Here is a 6415-nt window from a genome sequence, read left to right on the forward strand (position 1 = left end):
TCGGATACATTCCGGCCGTGTCCGCCATCCAGCACCCCGCCGCCGTCCACCCCCCGGGCTTCCACTGCTCCGCCTGCGGATCCCGCTACGGCGAGGGCGTCTCCGGCTGGCCCCGCACCTGCCCCGCCTGCGGAACGGTCGCCTACCGCAACCCCCTTCCGGTCGCCGTCGCCCTCCAGCCGGTCCGGGACCAGGAGGGCAGCGGTCTGGTGGTCATCGTCAGGGCCGTCGAACCGGCCCTCGGCGGCACCGCGCTCCCCGGCGGCTTCATCGACCACGCCGAGGACTGGCGCGACGCGGTGGCCCGCGAACTCCACGAGGAGACCGGCCTGGCGGCCGACCCCGGGGACGTCCGGCCCGCCGACGTGCTGAGCTCCCCCCGCGGCCACCTGCTGGTCTTCGGCCTGCTCCCCGAACGCCCGGCCGCCTCCCTCCCGCCCTTCGTCCCCACCGACGAGACCTCCGCCCGCACCCTGCTGCGCGAACCCGCCGAGCTGGCCTTCCCGCTGCACACCGTGGCCGTCCGCAACTGGTTCCAGGGCCGGTACGCCTGATCCCTCCCGTGGTGGGACGCCCCACACATCAGGTGCTGACTATGTGGGGCGCACCCTGGTACGAAAGACGATCACATGGCATCGTCCAGTGTCAGCCGCGTCATGCGCCCCACCCGCGCTGGATCCCCGGAGCCGCACCATGCCCACCCAGAACCCCGCCCCGCTCTGGCAGCCCACCCCCGAGCGGGCCGCCGAGGCCAGGATCACCCGGTTCCAGGCCTGGGCCGCCCGACACCACGGAGCCCCCGCGGAGGGCGGATACCCCGCCCTGCACCGCTGGTCCGTGGAGGAGCTGGAGACCTTCTGGACGGCCGTCACCGAGTGGTTCGACGTCCGCTTCTCCACCCCTCCCACCGGCGTCCTCACCGACCGCTCGATGCCCGGCGCCACCTGGTTCCCCGGCGCCACCCTCAACTACGCCGAGCACGCCCTGCGCGCCGCCGCCGAGCGACCGGACGACCCGGCCCTGCTCCACGTCGACGAGAGCCAGGACCCGCGCACCGTCACCTGGTCCGAACTCAACCGCCAGGTCGGCTCGCTGGCCGCCGAGCTCCGCGCCCTGGGCGTCCGCCCGGGCGACCGGGTCAGCGGCTACCTGCCCAACGTCCCGCAGGCGGTCGTCGCCCTCCTCGCCACCGCCGCCGTGGGCGGCGTCTGGACCTCCTGCGCGCCCGACTTCGGCGCCCGCAGCGTCCTGGACCGCTTCCAGCAGGTCGAGCCCGTCGTCCTCTTCGCGGTGGACGGCTACCGCTACGGCGGCAAGGAGCACGACCGCCGCGAGACCGTCGCCGAACTCCGCCGCGAACTGCCCACGCTGCGCGCCGTCGTGCACATCCCCCTGCTGGGCACCGACGCCCCCGAAGGCGCCCTCGACTGGTCCGCGCTGACCTCCGCGGAAACCGAGCCGGTCTTCGAGCAGGTGCCGTTCGACCACCCGCTGTGGGTGCTCTACTCCTCCGGCACCACCGGTCTGCCCAAGGCCATCGTCCAGTCCCAGGGCGGCATCCTGGTCGAACACCTCAAGCAGCTGGGACTCCACTGCGACCTGGGGCCCGAGGACCGCTTCTTCTGGTACACCTCCACCGGCTGGATGATGTGGAACTTCCTCGTCTCCGGCCTGCTCACCGGCACCACCGTGGTGCTCTACGACGGCAGCCCGGGCTACCCCGACACCGGCGCCCAGTGGCGCATCGCCGAACTCACCGGCGCCACGCTCTACGGGACCTCCGCCGCCTACGTCATGGCCTGCCGCAAGGCCGGCGTCCACCCGGGCCGCGACCACGACCTGTCCCGGATCGGCTGCGTGGCCACCACCGGATCCCCGCTCCCGCCGGACGGCTTCCGCTGGCTGCACGACGAGGTCCGCGAGGACCTGTGGATCGCCTCCGTCAGCGGCGGCACCGACGTCTGCTCCTGCTTCGCCGGCGCGGTCCCCACCCTCCCCGTCCACATCGGCGAACTCCAGGCGGCCGGTCTCGGCACCGACCTCCAGTCCTGGGACCCGAGCGGCAACCCGCTGGTCGACGAGGTCGGTGAGCTCGTCGTCACCAACCCCATGCCGTCCATGCCCGTCCGCTTCTGGAACGACCCGGACGGCAGCCGGTACCACGACAGCTACTTCGACACCTACCCCGGCGTCTGGCGGCACGGCGACTGGATCACCATCACCTCCCGCGGTTCGGTGGTCATCCACGGCCGCTCCGACTCCACCCTCAACCGGCAGGGCGTCCGCATGGGTTCGGCCGACATCTACGAGGCGGTCGAACGGCTCCCGGAGATCAAGGAATCCCTGGTCATCGGCGTGGAACAGCCCGACGGCGGCTACTGGATGCCGCTGTTCGTCCACCTCGCGCCGGGAGCCGTCCTGGACGACGCACTGGTCGACAAGGTGCGGCGGACCATCCGCGAACAGCTCTCGCCCCGCCACGTCCCGGACGAGATCATCGAGGTGCCGGGCGTGCCGCACACCCTCACCGGCAAGCGCATCGAGGTCCCGGTGAAGCGGCTGCTCCAGGGCGTCTCCATGGAGAAGGCCGTCAACCCCGGTTCGATCGACGACGTGGGCCTGCTCGCCTTCTACGAGGAACTGGCCCGGAAGCGGGCCTGAGCCGCGCCGAGGCGGCCCCGGTACGGGCCGGATTCCCCCCTCGCCCCCACGGCACCTGTCACTGTCAGTGGCGGACGTTACGGTGAGTGAGCATTGTTCGACCGCTCGCACACATGGGGGAATCATGGCCCGTACCACTCGCACCACTCGCACCCGGCACACCGGCACCCAGAGCCTCCGCCGCGTCCTGCGCCAGGAGATCGCCGGCACCGTCGGCCTGCTGACCGACGAACACGACTTCCAGGTCATGCGGCGCTACCGCAGCTTCGTCTTCGAGGACCACCGGACCTACCTCGACCAGATGGAGGCGCTCCTGCGGTCCAGGGCCTCGCAGGGCAGCCACACCAGCGTCGCCCTCTTCGACCCCACCGAGTACGCCGCGTACTGCGAGAACGCCGGACTCGACCCGGACGCCGTCGCCAGCCGCGCCCGCTTCACGGCCGAACTCGCCAGCACCGGCCCCACCGTGCCGTACGACGGCCGGCCCCTCGCCGACCTGCTCCCCGACCTGGTCGAGGAGGCCGTCCGCCAGGCCACGTGGGAGTACGCCACCCAGATCCTGTCCGGTCTCGGCCCTTGTCCCACCTGTGGGGAGGACCGCGGCCGCCTCGCCCTCGCCCAGGCCGCCCGCGTCCTGGGTGCCGCCCTCGACACGGCGGCACCCGGCGCCCTCCACCTGGTCTGCAGCATCGGCACCGTGCCGCACTCGCTCTTCAGCGTGCTGGAGGCCGACCGCGAGGAGAGTGGCGAGATCGAGGTCGACGAGGGCGAGGCCCTGGAATTCACGGCCGTGCTCGCCCTCGGCCTCGCCACCCGAAGTCCCGGCGGCCTGGTGCTGCGCACCGTCGCCCCCGGCAGGTCCGACCGCGTCCACGGCTGGCGCCTGCGGCCCGAGGGACTGGAACCGCTCACCGCCGGCGAGGTCTTCGACGCCTACTGCACCGACGTCACCACCGGCGAACCCATCGCCCCGGAGTCCGGCGTCGACTACTGCGCCCCGCCCGACCTCCACGTGGAGCCGCACCACCCGCACTGACGGCAGGCCCGGACCGGCACGGCCCGCCGTCCCACCCGCGGCGGCCCGTCACTCCCCGGACAGCACGGCCCGCGCCGCCAGCCGGGCCTCCTCCGGGCTGTCCGCCGACCGTGCCGCGGCGGCGGCCCGACGGCACTGCGCCAGCGTGCAGGTGGCCAGGGCCGCCCGGACCCGAGCCAGCGCGGCCGGAGCCATCGACAGAGAGGTCACCCCCAGCCCGGTCAGCACACAGGCGAGCAGCGGATCCGCCGCCGCCTCGCCGCACACCCCACAGCTCTTCGCCTCGGCACGGGCCGCCTCGGCGGTCATCGCCACCAGGTCCAGCAGCGCCGGGTGCCACGGGTCCTGCAGACGCGACAACGTCGCCGCCTGCCGGTCCGCCGCGAAGGCGTACTGCGCCAGATCGTTCGTCCCGACGGAAAGGAACTCGACCTCACGCAACAGCGAGCGGGCCCGCAGGGCCGCCGACGGAGTCTCCACCATCACGCCCACGGACGCCCGAAGCCCCGCCGCCCGGCACGCCTCGGCGAAGGCCCCGGCGTCGGCCCGGTCGGCCACCATGGGCGCCATCACCTCAAGGTGCACCGGAAGGCCCTCCGCCGCCTTCGTCAGCGCCAGCAACTGGGTCCGCAGCACCTCGGGGTGCTCCAGCAGCGTGCGCACCCCGCGCATACCCAGGGCCGGATTGGGCTCGTCCGCCGCGGTGAGGAAGCCGAGCGGCTTGTCCGCACCGGCGTCCAGGACGCGCACCACCACCCGCCGGCCCGGGAAGGCGGCGAGCACATCCCGGTACGCCTCGACCTGACGGCTCTCGGAAGGAGCCCCGGCCGCGCCTGTGTCGTCCAGGTAGAAGAACTCGGTCCGGAACAGCCCCACGCCCTCGGCTCCGGCCTCCACCGCCGCCCGGACGTCCGCAGGAGCGCCGATGTTGGCCAGGAGCGGCACCAGATGCCCGTCCGAGGTGCGCCCCGGCTCCTTCGCGGCGGCCAGTTCGGCCTTCCGCTGCTCGGCCAGCGCGCGCAGACCTTCCTTCCGCTCCTCCGAGGGATCGACGACCACCTCACCGGTGCTCCCGTCCACGGCGAGCACCGCCCCCTCCAGCAGGTCCGCCGCTCCCAGTACCCCGACCACCGCCGGCACCCCGAGAGCACGCGCCAGGATGGCGCTGTGGCTGGTCGGCCCGCCCTCCTCCGTGACGATGCCCAGCACCAGGGCCGTGTCCAGCAGGGCCGTGTCCGCGGGAGCGAGATCCCGCGCCACGAGTACGTACGGCTCGTCGCTGTCCGGAACTCCAGGCATCGGCACTCCCAGCAACCGCGCCACGATCCGGTTGCGCACGTCCTCCAGGTCGGCGACCCGGCCGGCCAGGTACTCGCCCGCCCCCAGCAGCAGATCCCGGTAGGCCGCGCAGGCGTCGTAGACGGCACGCTCGGCGGTGCTGCCCACGGCGATCCGCCGCTCGACGTCCGCCAGCAGCTCCGGATCGCGGGCCATCAGCGCCTGCGCGTCCAGTACCGCCTGCGCGTCACCGCCGGCGAGGACGCCCCGCGCGGTGAGGTCGGCGGACACCGCGTGCAGGGCCTGGCGCGCCCGCCGCTGCTCGCGTTCGGCCTCGCCCCCGGGGATCTGCCGGGCCGGCGGCTCCAGCACGGCGGTCCCCATGTGCCGGACCTCGCCCACCGCCACACCGTGACTGACACCTACGCCTCGCAGCGTCGTCTCCATCTCACCTGTCCACTCGTGCGAGAGCGCACCCCGCTGGTCGCGCCCGGTTGATCTCTGCCTGCCAGTGTGACGGCCCCGGGCCCACGCGTCACAGGCGTGCGACGGTGCAGCGGCTTCCCAGGTCACTCCCAGGCGAAAAGCCGGTCGCCCGCCGCGACGGCGCCGTCCACCGGCAACCCCGACAGCGCGTCGGCCATGGCCTCGAGCGCGATGACCGGACTGACCGGAGACTTGCCCCGCGCCACGACGGCCCCCGGATCCCACCGCACGACCGCGTCCCCGCGGCGCACGGCGTCCCCCTTCCTCAGCAGCGGCACGAACCCCTCGCCGTTGAGTTGCACGGTGTCGATCCCCAGGTGCACGAGCACGCCCCGGCCACCGTCGGACACCACGACGAAGGCATGGGGATGGAGGGACACCAGGATCCCGTCGATCGGGGCGACGGTCACCGTGGTACCGGCGGCGGGCTCCACCGCCACGCCTGGGCCCACCATCGCCTCCGCGAAGACGGGATCCGGCACCGTGTCCAGAGCGACGACCCGGCCCGCGAGGGGCGACGTCACGGTGAGCATCAGAGAGGCCTCCAGAGCCGACGGGGGGTCACAGTGGGTGAGTGACGTTGCACGAGAGTGCAGCGTATGTCGGGGGTTGCCCCGAATCCGGGTCTTGACCCCCTCTGGGGCCGGAAGAGGGACTCCCTGAGCGATTTGCCTCCAGGGGCGAGAGGTGTGTAGAGTCTTACACCTGTTCGGGGACGAGCGACCGCGAGAGATCGCACCTCCGCCACCCGAGCAGCACCCCGACTCCTTCAGATCCTGCTGATCTTCATTCGAGATCGCCTTTCCGGCATGCGCCGGGACCGGTGATCGAAGACAGGAAAAGGCTGATAGAGTCGGAGCCGCCGGAAAGGAAAAGCGCCGCGAAAGTGGTGCTGGAACTGGAAAGCACCGAGGAAATCGGAACGGAAACGGTCTGATAGAGTCGGAAACGAAG

General features: G+C 72.6%; 5 protein-coding genes. 3 read left to right on the top strand and 2 right to left on the bottom strand.

The features are described 5' to 3' along the window. Nucleotides 1-17 precede the first annotated feature (17 nt). The 3 genes from ABZ836_RS29405 (at nt 18) to ABZ836_RS29415 (ending at nt 3697) form a co-directional block, all read left to right on the top strand. A complete protein-coding gene (locus ABZ836_RS29405) occupies nt 18-554 on the top strand; it encodes an NUDIX domain-containing protein (RefSeq protein ID WP_361147245.1) in 537 nt (178 codons plus the stop codon). Nucleotides 555-693: 139 nt separating this feature from the next. After that, nucleotides 694-2661: an acetoacetate--CoA ligase gene (locus ABZ836_RS29410; RefSeq protein WP_356134142.1), complete on the top strand. Its 1968-nt coding sequence runs from the start codon at nt 694-696 to the stop codon at nt 2659-2661. 124 nt (nt 2662-2785) lie between these two features. Continuing rightward, nucleotides 2786-3697, top strand: coding sequence for a hypothetical protein (locus tag ABZ836_RS29415; protein ID WP_356134143.1), 912 nt, complete (start codon nt 2786-2788; stop codon nt 3695-3697). A gap of 48 nt (nt 3698-3745) precedes the next feature. On the opposite strand, the gene ptsP is transcribed toward ABZ836_RS29415, so the two are convergent. Beyond that, nucleotides 3746-5422 (bottom strand): phosphoenolpyruvate--protein phosphotransferase, encoded by a 1677-nt coding sequence (gene ptsP / locus ABZ836_RS29420; RefSeq protein WP_361147249.1) that lies wholly within the window; start codon nt 5420-5422, stop codon nt 3746-3748. A gap of 122 nt (nt 5423-5544) precedes the next feature. Continuing rightward, nucleotides 5545-5994, bottom strand: coding sequence for a PTS glucose transporter subunit IIA (locus tag ABZ836_RS29425; RefSeq protein ID WP_361147252.1), 450 nt, complete (start codon nt 5992-5994; stop codon nt 5545-5547). Nucleotides 5995-6415: the final 421 nt, after the last annotated feature.

Source organism: Streptomyces sp. NPDC047130 (assembly GCF_040643475.1).
Classification (GTDB): Bacteria; Actinomycetota; Actinomycetes; order Streptomycetales; family Streptomycetaceae; genus Streptomyces.

Coding starts and splice junctions, on each gene's coding strand:
- ABZ836_RS29410 (WP_356134142.1), top strand. CDS start 694: ATGCCCACCCAGAACCCCGCCCCGCTCTGGCAGCCCACCCCCGAGCGG.
- ABZ836_RS29415 (WP_356134143.1), top strand. CDS start 2,786: ATGGCCCGTACCACTCGCACCACTCGCACCCGGCACACCGGCACCCAG.
- ptsP (WP_361147249.1), bottom strand. CDS start 5,422: ATGGAGACGACGCTGCGAGGCGTAGGTGTCAGTCACGGTGTGGCGGTG.
- ABZ836_RS29425 (WP_361147252.1), bottom strand. CDS start 5,994: ATGCTCACCGTGACGTCGCCCCTCGCGGGCCGGGTCGTCGCTCTGGAC.